The organism is Nostoc sp. NMS8, assembly GCF_017115045.1.
Taxonomy (GTDB): domain Bacteria; phylum Cyanobacteriota; class Cyanobacteriia; order Cyanobacteriales; family Nostocaceae; genus Nostoc.
The window spans coordinates 27,521-44,333 of record NZ_JABXKK010000105.1 but is presented as its reverse complement, the minus strand read 5'-3'; the positions used below and the strand labels follow the sequence as shown (position 1 = coordinate 44,333).

General features: G+C 43.0%; 13 protein-coding genes. 5 read left to right on the top strand and 8 right to left on the bottom strand.

Features of this window, described 5'->3' with window-relative positions:
- Positions 1–341 precede the first annotated feature (341 nt).
- On the top strand, positions 342–698 hold the full coding sequence (locus tag HWQ39_RS27585; RefSeq protein ID WP_292852439.1) for a hypothetical protein: 357 nt from the start codon (positions 342–344) through the stop codon (positions 696–698).
- Positions 699–831: 133 nt separating this feature from the next.
- On the opposite strand, the gene HWQ39_RS27580 is transcribed toward HWQ39_RS27585, so the two are convergent.
- The 3 genes from HWQ39_RS27580 to HWQ39_RS27570 form a co-directional block, all read right to left on the bottom strand.
- Positions 832–1,179, bottom strand: coding sequence for a cupin domain-containing protein (locus tag HWQ39_RS27580; protein WP_292852436.1), 348 nt, complete (start codon positions 1,177–1,179; stop codon positions 832–834).
- Positions 1,176–4,079 carry a glycerol-3-phosphate acyltransferase gene (locus tag HWQ39_RS27575; RefSeq protein WP_292852433.1) on the bottom strand — a complete coding sequence of 968 codons (2,904 nt, stop codon included), beginning with the start codon at positions 4,077–4,079 and terminating at the stop codon, positions 1,176–1,178. Before HWQ39_RS27575 ends, HWQ39_RS27580 begins: the two co-directional genes overlap by 4 nt.
- Positions 4,080–4,545: 466 nt before the next feature.
- Positions 4,546–4,722, bottom strand: a complete 177-nt coding sequence (locus HWQ39_RS27570) for a hypothetical protein (RefSeq protein ID WP_292852652.1) — start codon at positions 4,720–4,722, stop codon at positions 4,546–4,548.
- Positions 4,723–4,955: 233 nt separating this feature from the next.
- Between HWQ39_RS27570 and HWQ39_RS27565 the strand changes: the two genes are divergently transcribed.
- Positions 4,956–5,915 carry an SGNH/GDSL hydrolase family protein gene (locus HWQ39_RS27565; protein ID WP_292852430.1) on the top strand — a complete coding sequence of 320 codons (960 nt, stop codon included), beginning with the start codon at positions 4,956–4,958 and terminating at the stop codon, positions 5,913–5,915.
- Between the two features lie 165 nt (positions 5,916–6,080).
- Here the strand turns inward: HWQ39_RS27565 and HWQ39_RS27560 are convergent, their stop codons facing one another.
- The 5 genes from HWQ39_RS27560 to HWQ39_RS27540 form a co-directional block, all read right to left on the bottom strand.
- Positions 6,081–7,430 carry a nitrate/sulfonate/bicarbonate ABC transporter ATP-binding protein gene (locus HWQ39_RS27560; protein WP_292852427.1) on the bottom strand — a complete coding sequence of 450 codons (1,350 nt, stop codon included), beginning with the start codon at positions 7,428–7,430 and terminating at the stop codon, positions 6,081–6,083.
- A 25-nt stretch (positions 7,431–7,455) separates the two neighbouring features.
- Positions 7,456–9,189 (bottom strand): ABC transporter permease subunit, encoded by a 1,734-nt coding sequence (locus tag HWQ39_RS27555; protein WP_292852424.1) that lies wholly within the window; start codon positions 9,187–9,189, stop codon positions 7,456–7,458.
- A gap of 180 nt (positions 9,190–9,369) precedes the next feature.
- Positions 9,370–10,017, bottom strand: a complete 648-nt coding sequence (locus tag HWQ39_RS27550; RefSeq protein ID WP_292852421.1) for an HAD family hydrolase — start codon at positions 10,015–10,017, stop codon at positions 9,370–9,372.
- Between the two features lie 139 nt (positions 10,018–10,156).
- Complete coding sequence (locus tag HWQ39_RS27545) at positions 10,157–11,350, bottom strand: NAD(P)/FAD-dependent oxidoreductase (protein WP_292852418.1); 1,194 nt, start codon at positions 11,348–11,350, stop codon at positions 10,157–10,159.
- Between the two features lie 295 nt (positions 11,351–11,645).
- Positions 11,646–12,467: an SDR family oxidoreductase gene (locus HWQ39_RS27540; protein ID WP_292852415.1), complete on the bottom strand. Its 822-nt coding sequence runs from the start codon at positions 12,465–12,467 to the stop codon at positions 11,646–11,648.
- 280 nt (positions 12,468–12,747) lie between these two features.
- On the opposite strand from HWQ39_RS27540, the gene HWQ39_RS27535 reads away from it, so the two are divergent.
- The 3 genes from HWQ39_RS27535 to HWQ39_RS27525 all read left to right on the top strand — a co-directional run bounded on the left by HWQ39_RS27535 (position 12,748) and on the right by HWQ39_RS27525 (position 16,088).
- Complete coding sequence (locus HWQ39_RS27535) at positions 12,748–14,466, top strand: ATP-binding protein (RefSeq protein WP_292852412.1); 1,719 nt, start codon at positions 12,748–12,750, stop codon at positions 14,464–14,466.
- Between the two features lie 370 nt (positions 14,467–14,836).
- Complete coding sequence (locus HWQ39_RS27530) at positions 14,837–15,115, top strand: GlsB/YeaQ/YmgE family stress response membrane protein (protein ID WP_292852409.1); 279 nt, start codon at positions 14,837–14,839, stop codon at positions 15,113–15,115.
- 58 nt (positions 15,116–15,173) lie between these two features.
- Positions 15,174–16,088, top strand: a complete 915-nt coding sequence (locus HWQ39_RS27525; protein WP_292852406.1) for a general stress protein — start codon at positions 15,174–15,176, stop codon at positions 16,086–16,088.
- Positions 16,089–16,813 lie beyond the last annotated feature (725 nt).

The following is a 16,813-nucleotide window of genomic DNA, read 5'->3' as shown; positions in this document are numbered from 1 at the left end:
GGCTAGACTCGATTAGCGGCTGGGGCTTCTACATCCTTTACCTGTCATACGTTCTGAGTTTTTTAACCCGATAATATAAGATTTATTGAACTTAAAGTACCGCGATCGCTTCGGTTATTGTTACCGTATATTTTCTGAAATGAGCCATCAATATAATATATATACCTTCAAAATCACAGTAATATTTCGCTCATATAAGGTAATTATCATTTAGTTTAATACGTGTATTTACGCATTAAAGCTCCTTCAGAAATGTATGTTTACTACTCCCTTGATGTTTACTGACGCGTAGGATTTAATCGAATAGTCTGAGCGCTCGCAACTATTTTCTAAAGAAACTAATGAACAAATTCATCTTGAGTTTGCTTTCTTCTCCTGTACTGATTAGCTCTATTCTCTCTATGGGAGTGATGCTCAATCCAGCACAAGCTATGGAGCCACAATCAGAAGCCAAAACCACAGACCGTTTATCTTGTATACGCAATAAACATAAAGTTGGTTTAGTGTGTGCCAGGGCTTCTGTATTGGCTCAAATTCCTAAATATCAGCCAGAAATAGAGTTTTCTCAAGAAGATGCTCCGATGCTACAATTCAATGACCAAGAAAGCGATATGGCAATCAACTTATTTGGTTGCGACTGTGCTGCTTGTATAAATTCTTTACGTCAAATGCGCGGTGCAACACCTTTGGTATATTAGGGACTTCTAACTAAAAAAATATCCTATCGCTGTGTAGGCAGGGAGCAGGGAGCAGGGGGAGAAAGAAAAATATTATCTGAGCAAATTGGATAATTTATTTTCTGAAAGTACCTTAAACCAAGTTACTTGATGATTAGCTTGATTTTTCGACTCGCAAACCAAAGTATGTCAAAACAAGCTCAGTTGAGCCACTATTGACAACTTCGTGTACTTCTCCTGGTTCTATCGCTACGCAGTTTCCCGGAAGCAGGGGGTATTCTTTAGCATCAATGTGAATTACTCCCGAACCGGCTTCCACAAAGAATACTTCACACATATCTTGGTGCGCGTGTGCTGGTGCGGTTTGTCCAGGAGCAAAACGTGCTTGAGAAAAGTTTGTGAGGTGAGGTAAATCGCCGAAGCGTAGCATCACCTTTTTCTTGATTGCGGCATTGTGAGAAACAGACTCTTCAGGCAAATCTTGGAGGGAAGTGGTAATCATTCGGGTCTTAAATCATTAGATAATTCCACAATACCCCTAGACCCATCAATCCTGACTCGTTGCCCATCTTGCAGAAGCCATGTAGCACCGTGAACATCCATCACTGCGGGAATTCCATACTCACGAGCAACGATCGCACCATGAGAAAGTCTTCCACCAGCTTCGGCAATTAATCCGCCAGCCCTTAATAACAATGGTGCCCAGCCGGAATCTGTGTAAGGTACTACTAGAATTGTATCCCGATTAATCTCCGGCACGTCTTGTAAATTTCGCAACACCTTTACTCTCCCTTCAGCTTGCCCATGACTGGCTCCAATACCTTGTAAAATTTGGTCAGAGTAAACCTCAGAGGGCGCTAAGGGGTGAGGAGGTGTATTGCCGTAGACTAAAAGAGGTACTTGAATAATCTCACTATCTTGCAGAAATTGCGATCGCCTAAATTCCACTAACTCATCTAAGTTGGAATCTTCACCTAAAACTAAACGCCGCACTTCATCAAACTCTAGAAAAAAGATATCGCCTGTTTTTCTGAGTAAACCAGACTCTAACCAAATTTTCTCTAAAGCCAGAAAACTCCAACGCAATTCAGCTAAAAGCCGCGAATAAACTTCGGTGACTCGTCCTTTAATATCTACACGCCGCTGGACAAATCCACGTTTGCGCTTACTGGCAAAGATACTATTAATTGCATCTTTAGCGCCTGCTTGTGGTTCGTTCCCCTGCATTAACTGCACAAACATCTGCTGAATCATCTGGGGATTCTCCCGCCAAGTAGGAACGGAGATATCGGTTCCAACTTCACTTAGGTAACCGTAATCCTGAAGTAATTCGTTAAATTCTTGGAGGATTTTTTCACCCTCTGGGGTTTGCTTCAATTGCTCAAATACCTGCTGTGGCTCAAACTCAGGCAATATCTGCTTGGCATCGGTTGCGATCGCACTGAGTGTTCTTAATGCTGCAATCTCTGGTGTGACGCTATAATCCATTTGGCTATCTTTCACCCGGAAAATCGCCTGTCTCAGAGCAGCACTCAAGGGAGCTAAAATGCTGTAATATGTTCCTCGGTGCAGCAACTCCAGAATAAAGTCAATTCTTGCTAACAGCTTGGAACCATCCAAATTATCGACGTTTTCCTGTGCCAGCTGCGACAATCCAGGAATAAACAGTTTATAATAATCCTCCTTGAAGTCCTTTTCTAAACTTAATTCCCGCTTCAGTAACTTCCCTAGTCCTGGCAAATTTTTCCAGGTTGACTGCAAGGATGGTTTACTTAATTTAGCTCCTCTGGTTAAAAATTCCAGACTTTCCGGTGGCAATCCCATACGGAGAAAAATATCTCCTAAGAGGGAGGCATTAAAATAGGCTCTGGAGTAATGCAGACTTGCTGTCTCGGTGAAATCTAACCCCAAGGCGCGTTCGGCTTTGCCGTTGCCGAAGGCATCGCCCAAAACTAAAGTAAAAAATTCTCCCCAAACTCCACAAGTTAAGGGACGATTAATCGACCATGTTAAGGGGTGAATGACTCCAGGAATCACTTCGGCGGCGATTTTGCGTGTCCAGATGGGCAGCAGAGTAGTGATTGGTCGAGATTGCAATACCCAAAGCGTTTGACCATCATAACTCCACTCAATATCTTGGGGAGTGCCATGATAACGTTTTTCCAGTCGGTAGGCTAAGTATGCAACTTGTTTGATTAATGCTTGTGGGACTCGTCCTTGACCCTCTAATTGTACAGAGTAAGAATTTTCTGTTTCAATAACAAAAGCGCGATATTGTTCTGGTGTGACTTTTCCCGAAACAACTTGCGTCGCGCTGCCTGGAAGGGCTTCAATGATAATTGCATCACCTTGCTGGGTAATGGGATCGCGGCTGAAAGCAACACCAGAAAAGACACTCTGGACTTGTTGTTGAATCAACACAGCCATTGCTGTATCATTTGAGCCGCGATCGCGCCGATATTGGATAGCAGAGGGATGATTGTAGGAAGCTTGGACTTGAGCGATCGCTTGTTGCAATCCCTCTACACTGATAACATTTAAAACTGTTTGATATTGTCCAGCAGCAGAAGCGCGTTCAGAATCTTCTCCAATCGCAGAGGAACGCACTACTAAGGGAGATAATTCTGATGGCTGGAGAAATGTCAACAGTTCGGGATTATCGATTGGCGCGAGTACCCACCCTTTCGGTACTGGATAGCCCCAGCGCTTGATTTGCGATAACGTCGCCGCCTTTTCTCCGACAATGGCAGCATCCAACTCTTCGTCTAAAGAAACCGTTGTGCGGTCGCCGCGTAAAAATTCCAACATTGCTTGCGATTCTGTTTGTGCCTCTTGGGCTGGCAGGTTCATATCATCAGGAATTTTGCGATAAATCCAGCCCATTAAACCCGCTAAGGCAACAGCAACAAGTATTCTGGGAATATCGTTAAAGTGCAGAATTGCCACAAACAGAGGGAAAAGAAGCAAAACTCCGAATTTGACTACCTTTCTTGATTGCAGAATTGTAAAACTAATACCTGCAAAGAAAGACACAAACATTGCCACTAGTGGATCGTGTACGACAAATCCCCAGACAACATTTGTCGTACCTGCCCCTCTACCAATCCAGTATCTACCAATTACTAGAGCAATCAGGGCAACCAATTCCCAAGACGATCCATCAGGAAAGAAAGCGCGGGTGAGTAAAACTGCCGCAACTCCTTTAAAAGCTTCTGACAAGACTGCCAAAATGCCGACAAATTTACCACCATGATAAAATGCAGCCGATACACTAATATTTCTTGTACCAACTTGTGATAATCGCTTCCGCTTGAGGGCGTAAGTAATCCATTCAATCAGGGGTAATCCGCCCAAGAGGGGGCAGATAATTACAATAACTAAGACACCCCAAGGTTCAAACATTCTGGATTTTGGATTTTAGATTTAAATTTTCCATCTAAAACCTCAAATCTAAAGTTTTACTGAAATTTTTGATGGTTATTAGGGGGCTTTTTATAGAAAGAATTCAGGAGTCAGGAGTCAGAATTCAGAATGATGGCTAGGGCATGAACACAAGAGTTAAGTAGGTCGGCGTAAATAATTATCGTTGGGATAAGGTAGGGAGCAGGGAGCAGGAGGAAAGAGAGTTTGAGCCTTGTTTACTTCTCTTTACACAGTTTGGTTTTATTGTGCCGACTTACTTAAAAAACAATCCAAATTATAGATTTAGAGGTCTACAATCAGCTAGGGGTTTGAATCCCCCAAAGAAAAGCATTCTGGATTCTGGATTCTGTATTCTGTATTCTTCTTCAATTACTAGTTCCTAAATGGACACTTGGCTAAGACGGAAACCGTTTAAGACAAGTGTCCTTCTAAACTACTAATGGTTTTAGTTTAGCGCATAGGCCGCTTGCAGCGCCCAGACGATGAGAGCAGCGATCGATCCCAGAAGCAACACGGTAGATATAGTGACTACTTTTGGGGAATCTGCACCCTCAAATTTCATAATTCCTCGATTTAAATCGGACATAGCTTTGTAATCCTCTGTTTTTGGAGCATGAAACATTTGTCCGTTTTGATTGTAGTCTTTCTCTTTGCTGATGATGTTAAATTCACTCTAAGAATTTAGGAATGGGCATTGGGAGCAGGGGGCAGGGAGCAGGGAGAAGAGGAAATTGGGAATAAGAGGAGATTTTTCTTCATCCCCCTTGCACCCCGCACCCCGCTTCCTTGCCTCTTTTCAATCCCCAATCCCCCAGTATCATTGAAGAGCAACTTGGTATAAGAGGGTATGAGTAGGTGAAAATAGCACTGATCGTAATTTCGGCGGTGGTTGTGGGATTGTTTGTGGTAGTTGAGATCGGACTGCGATCGCTCTTCGGTTTTGGTAATCCCCTAATTTATATTGGTGATGAGCAGATTGGTTATTTATTAGCTCCTAATCAACGTACCCGCCGTTTTGGTAATCGCATTGAAATTAATGAATATTCTATGCGAGGTAGTCCGATCAAAAAGATACCTGCACCTTCTGGGTTGCGAATTCTACTATTAGGTGATTCTATCGCTAATGGTGGCTGGTGGACAGATCAGACGAATACAATATCTAGTTTGATAATGCGTTCTCTAGTATCATCCACTAATAGTAATTACCAGGAAGTAGAAGTGTTAAATGCTTCAGCTAACTCTTGGGGGCCAAGGAACGAATTAGCTTATTTAGAGAAATTTGGCAATTTCAACGCGCAAGCAGTGGTGTTATTAATTAATACAGATGATTTGTTTGCTACTCTTCCGACTTCTTTACCAGTAGGACGCGATCGCAACTATCCAGATCGGAAACCGCCTCTGGCGTTAGCAGAAGTTTGGCAGCGTTATATCCTTAAACAAAAGTCAATTCCCGAACTACAAGCCGTGCAAAATGAACCAGGCGATCGCGTGGGAATTAATCTAGAGGCGATCGCTAAAATTCAAGCCTTGACTCGCCAAAGCAACAGCCAATTTCTTCTTGTCATGACTCCCTTACTACGAGAAATTGGTGAACCGGGCCCCCGCGATTACGAAATTAAAGCACGTCAGCGCTTGAGCGATTTTACCAAAGCACAGCAAATTAACTATATAGACTTTTTACCAGCTTTCAATTCAACTACCAACCCGCAAGGTTTGTTTCACGATCATATTCACCTCAACTTGCAAGGCAATAAATTTGTCAGCGAAGTTATGGAGCGATCGCTTTTGAAAATACTAAATATTTCCAAAAAATAAATTTTCCCACCCACATATTTATCAACGGTTGCTAGTGAATGGTTATTAACTATAGCCCACTAGTTCACTGAATTAGTGGAGCTAAAATAGAGATTCAGTAACTATGCCGGAGACAATCTGCCTCCGGTCATTCCATCGACTCAGATTCACTACTTGGCGTTGCTGCTAGTTCTGGCAGTACAATCTATCTTCACTAGCATCATACTCAAACAATTCGGCATAACGCCCCCAATCTACGGCTGTGGCAAATTGCCGCTCGGCTTCTTCATGGGGATAATATTCATTAAGTAAATCGATAAAGAAATCCGCTCGCATTGAGCGATTCCGTTTTTCCCGCAATGTCTGCACCATGCTAACGACGACTGGCACATTTGATAACACTTGCTGCCGGAATAGGTCTTTACTGCGAAGAATAGTTGTAGTTGCGAAATCTTGTCCAATTTTGGTGAGAAAAACATCTCCTTGGGCAACCTCAGCAAAGCCTAGCATCACGGTTGCATCAAGCATCGGTAGGAGATCGTCAACGGTTAGCCGGATTCGTTCTGCCAAACGGGGAATATCATCTTTGCCCTCTGGTTGATCGACAATTAACTCCAACAGACCGCTAATACCGCCGACTCTGACATGAGGCAAGGGCTTTGCATAGGGCGATTCTTGGATTGCAGCAGGCGATCGCGATACTTCTATAATAGTTGATGTGGTTGTTGCAACTGCCCCAGTTACTTCCACATCTGGGTTAGTCATCACCGTGTAGATATAATCTATCAGTGATTTGAAGCGGATACTGGTGCGATCGTGAGGCCGCGGCATATCAATCACCACCTCACCGCGAATATGCCCCGGATTTGATCCCAAGATAATTACCCGATCTGCCAAAAACAGCGCTTCTTCAATGTTGTGGGTGACAATCAAAATACTTTTGGATGGAAATGTGCCAGCATTCCATAAATCATCAATTTCCCCCCGCAGGTTCTCAGCCGTCAATACATCGAGGGCGCTGAATGGCTCATCCATAAATAGTACTTGTGGCTCTAGTACAAATGCCCTAGCAAAGCCAACCCGCTGTCTCATTCCCCCCGATAACTCTTTAGGATAGGCACTTTCAAAACCATCCAAACCCACTAAGTCAATAGCTTTTAGCGCTCGTTGTCGTCGCTCATCTCGACCAATACCTTGGGCATCTAGCCCTAACTCGACGTTTTCTTGTACTGTCAGCCAGGGCAGCAGTGCAAAGCTTTGAAATACCATTGCGACACCAGGGTTAGCACCTTGCAGGCGTTTACCATTGCTGATTACCCTACCTTCACTTGCTGGAATCAAGCCGGCCATAATCCGTAGTAAGGTACTTTTGCCGCTGCCACTGCGCCCCAGTAATGCTACTACTTCACCCGCAGCTACCGTCAGATTAATGTTGCGGAGAACCTTAAATTCCCCTTTGCCCTCTGGTAGTGGAAAACTCTTATTGACTTGTTCGACAGAGATTAATACGTTATTAGTAACTTGGGTAGAAGTCATCCTTGCTCCTCTAGCGAACGATGGTTTAGAGATGGTATTTGGTTTCTGCTAACTCATACAATCGTCGCCAAAAAACTCTGTTCAGGCCAACAACGAATAGGCTCATCATTCCAATCCCCAGGGTAATCCGAGGCCAGTCACCTGCTCCGGTGGCGTGAGCAATATATGCTCCCAATCCGTTAGCAGTCAGGGTAGTTGAACCCCAAGCGACAACCTCAGAGACAATACTGGCGTTCCATGCGCCACCGGTAGCAGTGACGCCACCTGTTACCCAGGCGGAGAAGATGCCGGGAATGATTAACTTGCGCCACAGCAGCCAACCACGCAAACCGAGGCTGGTTGCCATCTCGCGCAAATCCGTTGGGACGCTCATCGCTCCAGCAATGGAGTTGAAGAGGATATACCACTGTGCGCCCAGGGACATCAACAGAATACTACCCCAATCAATGCTGATATGGGAACGGATAAAGAAGAGGGTAGCGAAGGGAAAGATAAAGTTTGCTGGAAATGAAGCCAGGAATTGCACCACAGGCTGCAACAAAGTTGCTAGTCGGGGATTAAACCCAATGGCTACTCCAACGGGTGTCCAAACTAGAGTTGAAAATACCAGCAATACCAGCACACGCAACAGAGTGAGTAATCCTAGCCCAAAGGTTTTGATGACTTCACTTAGTCCCACTGTTGTGAAAATGAAGTGCAGCCCGACAACCAACAACCCACCAATTACTACCAATAGGATCGAGTTGTAGAGGCGATCGCCTATTTCTTGCCCACCAGTCTTTACAGTACGGCGAGTTTGCGGTGGCGTTAGCAATGAGAGAATACGATTGATAGCTTCACCCAAAGGAGCTAACACCCGCCCCAGTAGACGCGGAATTCGGGCTGCTTTGAGCAGATCGTAAACCCAGGATTCGGGGGCTTGGGCTGCGGCACTCTGTTCCAGACGGAACTTATCTGCCCAAGCGACTAATGGTCGCCAAAATAGTTGATTTACTAGGATAATTACGATCGCGATCGTCAATAGCGCCCAACCCAAGGCAGATAAATTCTTGGCGGCAACTGCGGCGGCTACATAAGAGCCAATTCCTGGTAGAGTGTATTGCTGATTGAGTACGCTGATTGCTTCACTCGCTGCGACAAAAAACCAGCCACCTCCAAAACTCATCATTGCATTCCACAGCAGCCCAATCATGGCCGTCGGAAATTCCAGTTTGGTGAACCGCTGCCATCCCGACAACCGATAGAGCCTGACGGCCTCATCTAGTTCTGGTGGTAGTGTTCGCAGTGAGTGGTAGAACGAAAAGGTCATGTTCCAGACTTGGCTGGTGAAAATCGCAAAAATCGATGCTGCCTCTAGTCCTAATAGGCTTCCGGGAAACAGGGCAATAAAACCTGTAACCGTAATGGACAAAAAGCCTAGTACTGGAACCGACTGCAAGATATCGAGTAGGGGAATCAGAACTCTTTCAGCACGGCGGCTTTTAGCAGCAATGTAACCATAAATTAAAGTGAACAGCGTTGAGTAAAACAGGGCAATAAACATTCGCAGGGTTGAGCGCCCAGCGTAATAGGGTAAATTACGCGGGTCAAGACTAATACCTGGTACTACATCTGGTGGTACAAAGCTCACTAATGTTCCAGCACCAACACGCGCAATCAACGCCAGCAGTACTAATGTGCCAAGAATGAGGGCAATATCAGCCAGACCAAAAGGGAACCGTCGGAGTGCCTCAGGGGAAGGAAAAGTTTGCTTCAGCATTTAACGATAATTAGAGGGCTGGCATACCTTTTTTGAGCTAATAATACATTACTGCCCACCGTCTACAACGGCAAATAATCTCGCATCTGGTCAATTAACTCTGCTGCGATCGCTAACTAAGTAGTTTATGTTTTCGTGTATTACAGTTGAGATTGCACAGTTTTCACTGTCGATCAACTCTCATTTTCCCCGGTTGATCCAAACGCCTCTCAATCCAGCGGCTTTCGCTGCATGATAGTCTTCTACAATGCTATCGCCAATATGCCATGCGGCTTCTGGGGAACATTTATGTTTATCTAAAGCGATCGCAAAAATTTGAGGATCGGGTTTAGCTGCACGTACCTGGGTAGAAATGGTGACGGAGGTAAAAAACTCTCTCAATCCCAAACTTTGCAATACTGAATAAATCCGAGAATCAAAATTGGATAGCACCCCCAAGCTAACTCCCAAGCGCCGCCAGTTGATTAAAGCAGGTAAGACATCAGGATAGACAAACCACGGTTCGCCAGTGCCAAAGTGGATGTAAAGTTCGCTAAAAAAAGCCGAAAAGTCAGAAAATTCCTTGAGAACACCTGCATTTTCAAAAGTATTCAAGGCAATTATCCGCCACCAATCAAACTCGCGCTGGGGAATATCTTGCAGTTCCGCATCTGGAAATATCGGCGGCGGCGATGCTTTAAAGCTTTGGATGAAGGCTGTATTTAATGTTTTGGCTGAAACTATAACGCCAAATTCTTGGGCTATCTGACTATAGACTTCACCCACACTACCTTTGACATCAAAGAGTGTACCCACAGCATCTAAAAAAATAACTTTCGGTTGTTCCATCAGTGTTGAATTTTAGATTTTGGCTTGTTAGAAAGTTTCTGTGGGTAGAGTCTAACATCTACTAAATAGGTTGACGGAAATAAAACAAATCATCATAGATGTCTTGGTTTTTCAGCAATGCCCAATGCCCAACCTTAAGTTAGCGAGAAAGTGTTTCTATGATCGGACGGACTAGCCAATTAAAACCAACTTTAAGCTGATGGTCTAAAGTTGGTAGCCTGTATAAATAAGCAGCACGGCGGGCGACGTATGCCAATGGCCCATCTAGTTTAATTCCTAAACCAGTGAGAGTAGCATTGTCTATTCCTAGTGCCATCATTTCTCCTAACTGTTGGTAATGGAAGGGAAGAAGAGGGCGATTAGTCAGACTTGCCCAGATGTTCCAAGCAGTATAATCAGCTTGTTGGAAAGCCGCTTGTGCGGTAGCGGGGACTTGCTGTCCTTCAGTATCATGACAGTCTGCTAAATCTCCCAAGGCAAAGATTTCTGGATGATCGATAACTTGCAGATTGGATGTAGTGCTGATTTGACCACGCTGATTTTGCTTGAGGGAAAGAGATTTGACTACGGGCGCAACCCTAGTTCCTACTGTCCAAATTACCAAATCTACGGGAATCGTATCTAACTGGTTTTTGTACTCTAGGGAAATGGAATTTTGCTCTATAGATTCGACTTTAGTTTCTAAATCAAGAAACACACCACGGGCTTCTATTGCTTTCTTTGCTGCTTCCCGATTAAACTCTGGGGAAGTTCGTAAGATTTGGTCAGCGATTTCAACGATCCGAAAGCGTCCCCTTTCGCCTAGTCTGTCAGCTAACTTACAGGCTAACTCTACACCACTGTAGCCAGCCCCAACGATCGCTACCCGAATTTTATCAGCATCCGATTCTTCTAAAAATCGCAGGCGTTCTTCTAAACGATAGGCATCAGAGATTGTGCGGAATGTATAGGCGTAGGCTGCTGCACCAGGTACTAAATCTAACGGTGTCTCACCTCCTAGCGCCAGTACTAATCGGTCGTAAGGGATTTCTGGCCCTTCTTGGATATTTACCCGTTGCTGGTCGATGTCAATACCAGATACAACCCCTTGATAGAAACGTATACCAGTGCCTTGTAAAAGTTCTTCAAAGGGTGGGGCAATTTCCCAAGTTTGCAGTTCGCCAGTGAGTAATTCGTAAAGTAAAGGAGAGAATAGGAAGCGATCGCTTTGATCTACCAAAACAATTTCGGGCTTTTGCGTAGATTCCCAAGGTAATTGACTTAAGCGCAGGGCTGTGTATAGACCACCAAAGCCCCCGCCAAGGATACAAATTCTAGAAGTTTGTTGAGTCATCTATTCTATCTATGGGAAAGTCAATACTAGTTGGACAACTAACTTCAGGGTAACTGAAACGGAAAGACCTGGCTCAAAAGAAGCAGGGCGCAGGGGGCAGGGAGCAAGGGAGAAGACTTGTATTCCGCCCCAGTTCAAGCGCCCTGGAAGGGCTTCTCTTCTCTACGAGACGCTCCGCGAACGTACTTATGCTCCGCAATGCTTGGCGCAGAGGGGAAGGGCTTGCTCCCCCTGCTCCCTGCTCCCTTCCCCTATGCCTCTTCGGTGAGATGGTCAACCCAGAATTAGGCATTACTCACTCCAGCTTAGAGAATAGAGTTTCCCAGTCAATAACAGACGGTCTTTGTCCTTGGTTGATTATTTCAAAAATTTTCCTAGAACTACTTGGCTGAAAAAGGGATTCTACAGAAGCGCTGGCTACGTCAATCCGGCTAGTATCACCTGAAAGTGTATCGCCAGTACCTACGACTACACCGTATTTACCTCCTGTTTTTGCCTTCAGAAGGGTATTGAGGTCGTATGAGGTATAGGGCCCGTCTATCAAGCGTCCTGGGCGGATAATGGTGTAGGGCAATCCTGAATTAATAATGGACTCCTCACCTTTTTGTTTGGCATCCAAGACACCAAAGGCATTAAGAATACTAAAAGGAAACTGATTTTTACGGAGAATTCCACAAGAAGAAACGAAAACGAATCGTTTCAAATTCCGGGGTGCTGCTGCCACTAGATTTCTAACACCTTGGGCATCGACCTTTGCCGGACTATTCTTTGCTTTTGCTTCACTAGATTTGGGGTTAAGGAAAGTGATTCCCCATTCAATCAAGTTCGGGGGTTGGTCAAACTCCCAGCGCGCAGAGGGAAAGGCGGTAGTTCCAGTACAATTTATGATGTGGGTAACATTTTGGGTTGCAGCTGGCAGTGTCGCTGGCTGGCGAATGTCACCAACAGCAATTTCCACTCTCTGGTTAAACATCTCTTCAGCTTTTACGGTATTGCGTGTCAAGACACGAACTTTCAAGCCTTTCTCTAGTAACTTGCCTACCACCAGTTGCCCTACGCCACCAGTAGCACCAGCAACTAGTACCAAATCTTCAACTGAAGTTTCAAAAGAAGTCATAAAGTGCCCTTGAGATAATCTATTGCTAATCTACTGAAAAAATGGGGTCGGGTAGTATTTCTAAGTGCTGAGTAATGAGTAATGAGTAAAAATACCAATCTCCAATCCCCAGTCCCGATGAAACAGGGACTGCCTTCTGGCTCTCTTGCGAAATTAAAAATTTTGCTCATATCTGCTAAATATGTGGCTTTCAGCCGGAAAAATGGGAATTTTAGGAAAGGGGCAAAGTCCCTAAAACTAAATCAGCACAGTAGGTGGCAATTGAGGTTTTGAGCAAGGAATGAAAATTAGTCAAAAATTAATTTCGGGTATTCTAGGAATAGCTACTCTCTCAGGAATTATTGGTGCGATTAGTGCCCATCAACAATTAGAGATAGCTAAGTATCTTGCTCAACAAGAGGCAGAAGAAGTTGCTGGACTACTGGGATATTTCGTAAGTCATGAGCTTGAAGACCATAAAATGCGATCGCAAAATGAGATGCTAGCCCATCTGCAAAAGCATGTTGAATCGCTACACAAACAACGTCAGCGCGATTTGGAAATTGTAGACCCCCATAAAATCATTCTGGCAGATGTAGTTACGGAAGATATCGCTACACGATTAGATCGTGATCGCAATAATGAAGTTGGTAAAACTATTCAAGATGGTATAACAAGAACATATATTGAAACTAGTCCTGAATACCCAAATGGAATTCAATTAATTGCTGTTGTTTTTAAGACTAGCAAACATGAAACAATTGGTGCAGTAATTTTAGAATATACACCGCTTTATCAAGCAGCACTAGCAACAGCCCATAAAAACATTCTCGTGACATCGGTCATCAGTTTGGGATGTAGCATATTTGCCTTAATAGCCGGTTATCTACTTTCTATAACCATTTCCAAACCAATTAAACAACTCCAACAAGCTGTAATGAATCTGGCTGAAGGTAAGCTGAATACCAGAGTTAGTATTCGCTCCCACGATGAGATTGGCGAGTTAGCTACCTCATTCAACAAAATGGCAGACGATCTGCAATCTTCCAGAAATGAATTGATCAATGCTAACGAACAATTACGAGACGAAATTACCGAGCGAAAATTGGCAGAAGCCGAACTTCAGCAAGCTTTAAAAGACCTGAAAAAAACCCAAATCCAATTAATTCAATCAGAAAAAATGTCGAGTCTGGGTCAGCTAGTGGCAGGAGTTGCCCATGAAATTAACAATCCGGTTAATTTTATCTACGGTAATCTCCAACACATTGATGATTACACTCAACAATTGCTGCTATTAATTAAGCTTTATCAAAATTATTATCCTAACCCAGAGCCAGAAATTAAAAATGCTAACGAAGAAGCAGATATTGAGTATCTAACAGAAGATTTGCCTAAGATGTTAACCTCGATGAAGATGGGGGCTAAACGCATCCGAGAAATTGTTCTTAGTCTCCGAATTTTCTCTCGTTTGGATGAAGCTGAGTTCAAAACTGCCGATCTCCATGAAGGAATCGACAGTACCCTATTAATTTTGCAACATCGTCTAAAGGCACAAAATAATCGCCCGGAAATTCAAGTAGTGACACAATATGCTGAAATGCCTCAAATCCAGTGTTTTGCAGGGCAACTAAATCAGGTATTTATGAACCTCTTAGCAAATGCAATCGATGCTTTAGAAGATGCTTTCCAAAAGGAACTTTGTCTAAATCCTCTGATTCGCATTTCTTGTGAGCAGATAAATGAAAATGTAATCATTCGGATTGCTGATAACGGAGCAGGAATTCCACAAGAAATCCAGTCGCGTTTATTTGACCCTTTTTTCACCACAAAAGCAGTTGGTAAGGGGACTGGTATGGGCTTATCGATCAGCTACCAGATAATTACTGACAAGCATGGTGGATCTTCGCAATGTATTTCATCACCAGGACAGGGTGCAGAGTTTATAATTGCAATCCCGATTCGAGTCGCAAAATCAGCACAATCATCAATTTACGATCACCATAAGCTAAATCATATCTAGTTTGCATATCTAAAATTTATCAAAACAGAATTCAGGAGTCAGAATTCAGAATGGGCTAAACCTTAGCTATCCGCTAACAGAATGAATTCTGTACAAGTTGCAGATAGCGCAGTGGTAGTCAGTATTCGTACACTTACAGCAAGCTAGGCTTTTAGCGTCTGTCTGCGACATGCTGCGCGAACGTAGAGAGCATCGCGTCTTTATTCTGACTCTTATTAGCGCAAGTTAAAAGTCGAACAGCTTACCTATCAGTAATATCTAAAGATTTTTGATATTAGTTCTCTAGATAGATCAGAAAATTTGCAGCCAAACTTTAATATGAAGTCAGTCAAAAACAAACAAAGCAGATCCTCAAAGAAGGAGAAATTCTATGACTAACATTATTGCTTGGCTGGTTTTAGGTTTAATCGCAGGTGCATTAGCTAAGTTATTTTATCCCGGAACCCAAGGTGGTGGTATTATCTCCACCATTGTATTAGGAATCCTTGGAGCCGTATTCGGGGGTTATTTGGGTCAAGTCTTGCTCGGAAGTGGTTCAGCCGCCGCCGCATCTGTAGGAGCTTTATCTCTGGGAAGCATTTTATTTTCTGTGATTGGGGCGATGATACTAATTTTTGTTTGGGGTTTACTAACTCGTCGGGCTGTGTAATTACCTCAAATTAGCTAACAGTTTTGGGAATCACTTCTAGCTGCAATAAACCGATAAAATGACACTAGAAAAAGAGCGAAGAACTGTAGGAGTTTTCGCTGGGTATTCTGATGCACAATTGGTACTTCAGGAGTTAAAAGCTGCTAATTATCCAATGCAGAAAGTTTCCGTTGTTGCACGGAATACAGAAGAACAAAGTGATATTGCTGGTGTTGAGATTAGAGAACACACTAGTAATACATCCTCAGAAGATGCTGCTGGAGCCGTTACTGGTAGTGCTTTAAATGGTCTTACTGGCTTATTGGTCGGTTTAGTACTCTTGGTAATTCCTGGTATAGGCCCAGTCATCTTAATCGGAGCAGAGGTAACTGCGATCGCTACTACTTTAGCAGGTGGTTTGCCTGCTTTGTTCATAAGTTTAGGAATTTCTGAAAAGCCAGCCCAAGGTTATAGCGATCTTGTCTGCAAAGGTTACTATTTGGTGATAGTAACTGGCATAGATATAGAAATCCGCATTGCTAAGAGGATTTTTAATCGCCGCGATATTCAACAGTGGGGGATTTATGAGCCATACTCTACCCCAAATAATCGCTATAAACACGCCCTTGGCGTTTTTTATGCGCGCCAAGATGCAGAAAAGGCGCTTACTGAACTGAAAACTGCTGGCTTTCCAATGAGTCAAATATCAATAGTCACTAAAAATACAAGCAGTCTAAATGATATTTCGGAGGTAAATATCAGCAGTTACCAAGATAACTACACTAATAATTTAGGAATTTCTGACGATATAGCTAGATATTATGAGCATCATCTGAACCTCGATTGTTACCTATTAGTCCTAAAAAGCACTGATATATATGTAGCTGGTGCAAGAGCTATTTTAGAGAGTAACAAAATTCAACACTTTACTATTTATAGCCCATCTGAACTTGATGCGACTAGAAGCGATCGCCAGGTTATGACAAATTTATAATTCAACGTCAAGTTAATATCAAGAGGCTTGAGTAAACATCGTGATTGTGTGTATTCCTGAAAATTTATTAGCTAAGTTATACACTTATTCTGTAAATCATCAACTCATAAGAGTATTAATTGCCTTTTGAAACCTTAACTTTCTACCAAAATAATGTTTGCGATCGCCAAGTTATCAGTTTAACTGTATATTGATGTAAAATGGTGTTGATTTAATATTTAACTGCGAAAGCCACTATATTTAGCGTTTCTAGAAATTGTGTTTTCATCAACTTAATTTTTATTATTCGGCTGTTTGATTTTACTATCCAGCTTTTTTAAAGACAATAATTAGTAGCGTAGCAAGACTAAAATCTTACGAAAAAATTGTTGGTTGGGGAGCCACTGCGTTGCGCGGGTTTCCTGCATTGTAGCAAGTGGCATTGGAGGTTTTGCCAAAGCCAGCCAACATCGTGATATATGTGGGTTGCACTCCGCTCCACCCAACCTACTTCTAATGCACAATTTTTTTGCTTGCCACGCCTCTAGGATATTAAATTAGCGTTGTATTATTTTTACTACAATCATTTTTTAGTAAAGTCTGATGCTCAATTTATAATCTAAGAATAAGTTTTTAATTATCCACCACAAGATTAAATTACAAAATAATGTGGCTGCTTCTTTTGAAAGAAGTTATGCTGTCTAAAGGTTTAGTTTTTTAAATGAGCATAATGCTAGGTAAAGAGA

Excerpts from the sequence above, each read along its gene's own strand:
- HWQ39_RS27585 (WP_292852439.1), top strand. The coding sequence starts at position 342 with ATGAACAAATTCATCTTGAGTTTGCTTTCTTCTCCTGTACTGATTAGC.
- HWQ39_RS27580 (WP_292852436.1), bottom strand. The coding sequence starts at position 1,179 with ATGATTACCACTTCCCTCCAAGATTTGCCTGAAGAGTCTGTTTCTCAC.
- HWQ39_RS27575 (WP_292852433.1), bottom strand. The coding sequence starts at position 4,079 with ATGTTTGAACCTTGGGGTGTCTTAGTTATTGTAATTATCTGCCCCCTC.
- HWQ39_RS27570 (WP_292852652.1), bottom strand. The coding sequence starts at position 4,722 with ATGTTTCATGCTCCAAAAACAGAGGATTACAAAGCTATGTCCGATTTA.
- HWQ39_RS27560 (WP_292852427.1), bottom strand. The coding sequence starts at position 7,430 with ATGACTTCTACCCAAGTTACTAATAACGTATTAATCTCTGTCGAACAA.
- HWQ39_RS27555 (WP_292852424.1), bottom strand. The coding sequence starts at position 9,189 with ATGCTGAAGCAAACTTTTCCTTCCCCTGAGGCACTCCGACGGTTCCCT.
- HWQ39_RS27550 (WP_292852421.1), bottom strand. The coding sequence starts at position 10,017 with ATGGAACAACCGAAAGTTATTTTTTTAGATGCTGTGGGTACACTCTTT.
- HWQ39_RS27545 (WP_292852418.1), bottom strand. The coding sequence starts at position 11,350 with ATGACTCAACAAACTTCTAGAATTTGTATCCTTGGCGGGGGCTTTGGT.
- HWQ39_RS27540 (WP_292852415.1), bottom strand. The coding sequence starts at position 12,467 with ATGACTTCTTTTGAAACTTCAGTTGAAGATTTGGTACTAGTTGCTGGT.
- HWQ39_RS27535 (WP_292852412.1), top strand. The coding sequence starts at position 12,748 with ATGAAAATTAGTCAAAAATTAATTTCGGGTATTCTAGGAATAGCTACT.
- HWQ39_RS27530 (WP_292852409.1), top strand. The coding sequence starts at position 14,837 with ATGACTAACATTATTGCTTGGCTGGTTTTAGGTTTAATCGCAGGTGCA.
- HWQ39_RS27525 (WP_292852406.1), top strand. The coding sequence starts at position 15,174 with ATGACACTAGAAAAAGAGCGAAGAACTGTAGGAGTTTTCGCTGGGTAT.